Here is a 1,579-nt window from a genome sequence, read left to right as displayed (position 1 = left end):
ACGCCTGCGGATCGTGGTCGAGCAGGTTGTGCCCCGCCCCCACGTGCGTGCGCAGCGAGGTGACCAGTTCCTCGCGGATCGCGTCCAGCGGCGGGGTGGTGACCTGCGCGAAGAGCTGGATGAAGTAGTCGAACAGCTGGCGGCGTTGAACGATCGGCCGCGCCAGCTGTTCGACTACTTCATCCAGCTCTTCGCGCAGGTCACCAACCCGCCGCTGGACGCGATCCGCGAGGAACTGGTCACCTCGCTGCGCACGCACGTGGGGGCGGGGCACAACCTGCTCGACCACGATCCGCAGGCGTGCCGCCAGCTGGTGCTCCCGTTCCCGGTGCTGACCGACGAGGAGCTGGCCAGGGTGCTGCACCTCGACGGCGAGAAGCACCCGGAGTTCAAGCCCGCTGTTCTGCAGGCGACCTACCGGGCCGCCGGCGGCGGTGAAGCGCTGCGCCACCGCCTGGAGGAGCTCTGCGCCGAAGCTTCGGCCGCGGTCGACAACGGAGCGCACATCCTGGTCCTGTCCGACCGCAGCACCGACTCCTCGCGGGCCCCGATCCCGTCGCTGCTGGCCACCGGAGCTGTGCACCACCACCTGGTGCGGGAGAAGAAGCGCACCCAGGTGGGGCTGATCGTCGAAGCCGGCGATGCCCGCGAAGTGCACCACATCGCGCTGCTCCTCGGCTACGGTGCCGCGGCTGTCAACCCGTACCTGGCGATCAGCACGGTGCGGGAGATGGTCCGCAACGGCACCATCCAGGGGGTGGACGAGCAGACCGCCGTCAGCAACCTGGTCAAGGCGCTGGGCAAGGGTGTGCGCAAGACCATGTCCAAGATGGGCGTGTCCACTGTGTCCTCCTACACCGGCGCCCAGATCTTCGAGGCGATCGGCCTCGGGGAAGAAGTCATCGAGCAGTGCTTCACCGGAACGACCTCCCGGATCGGTGGCGTCGGATTCGACGTGCTGGCCGAGGAAGTCGGCGCTCGGCACCGCCGGGCTTACCCGGCGGACGGGGTCACCGCGCCGCACCGCACCCTGGCGACCGGGGGCGAGTACCAGTGGCGGCGGGAAGGTGAACCGCACCTGTTCAACCCGACCACGGTGTTCAAGCTCCAGCACTCCACCCGGGCGGGTCGCTACGACATCTTCAAGGAGTACACCCGGGCGGTCGACGAGCAGTCGAAGCAGCTGATGACGCTGCGCGGGCTGTTCAAATTCCGCACCGGAGAGCGCAAGCCGGTTCCGATCGAGGAAGTCGAGCCGGTTTCGGAGATCGTCAAGCGGTTCGCCACCGGCGCCATCTCCTACGGGTCGATCTCCCAGGAGATGCACGAGGTGCTGGCCATCGCCATGAACCGGCTGGGCGGCAAGTCCAACACCGGGGAAGGCGGGGAGGACCCGGAGCGGTTCACCCCGGACGAGAACGGTGATTCCCGTCGATCGGCCATCAAGCAGGTCGCTTCCGGTCGGTTCGGGGTGACCAGCGAATACCTGGTCAACGCCGACGACATCCAGATCAAGATGGCCCAGGGCGCCAAGCCCGGGGAAGGCGGCCAGCTGCCCGGGCACAAGGTCTACCCGTGG

General features: G+C 68.0%; 1 protein-coding gene and 1 pseudogene. One reads left to right on the top strand and one right to left on the bottom strand.

Annotation, left to right across the window (positions count from 1 at the left end):
* Positions 1–88, bottom strand: an 88-nt coding sequence (locus tag SREC43747_RS22115; protein ID WP_236623282.1) for a hypothetical protein, incomplete at its 3' end; no start/stop codon positions are given.
* Between the two features lie 48 nt (positions 89–136).
* On the opposite strand from SREC43747_RS22115, the pseudogene SREC43747_RS0119180 reads away from it, so the two are divergent.
* Positions 137–1,579, top strand: a pseudogene (locus SREC43747_RS0119180) (glutamate synthase central domain-containing protein); the annotation flags it as partial.

Origin of the sequence: Saccharopolyspora rectivirgula DSM 43747, assembly GCF_000497205.1 — a bacterium.
Classification (GTDB): Bacteria; Actinomycetota; Actinomycetes; order Mycobacteriales; family Pseudonocardiaceae; genus Saccharopolyspora; species Saccharopolyspora rectivirgula.
The sequence above is the reverse complement of the archived record's forward strand: the minus strand, read 5'-3'. Positions and strand labels throughout refer to the sequence as shown.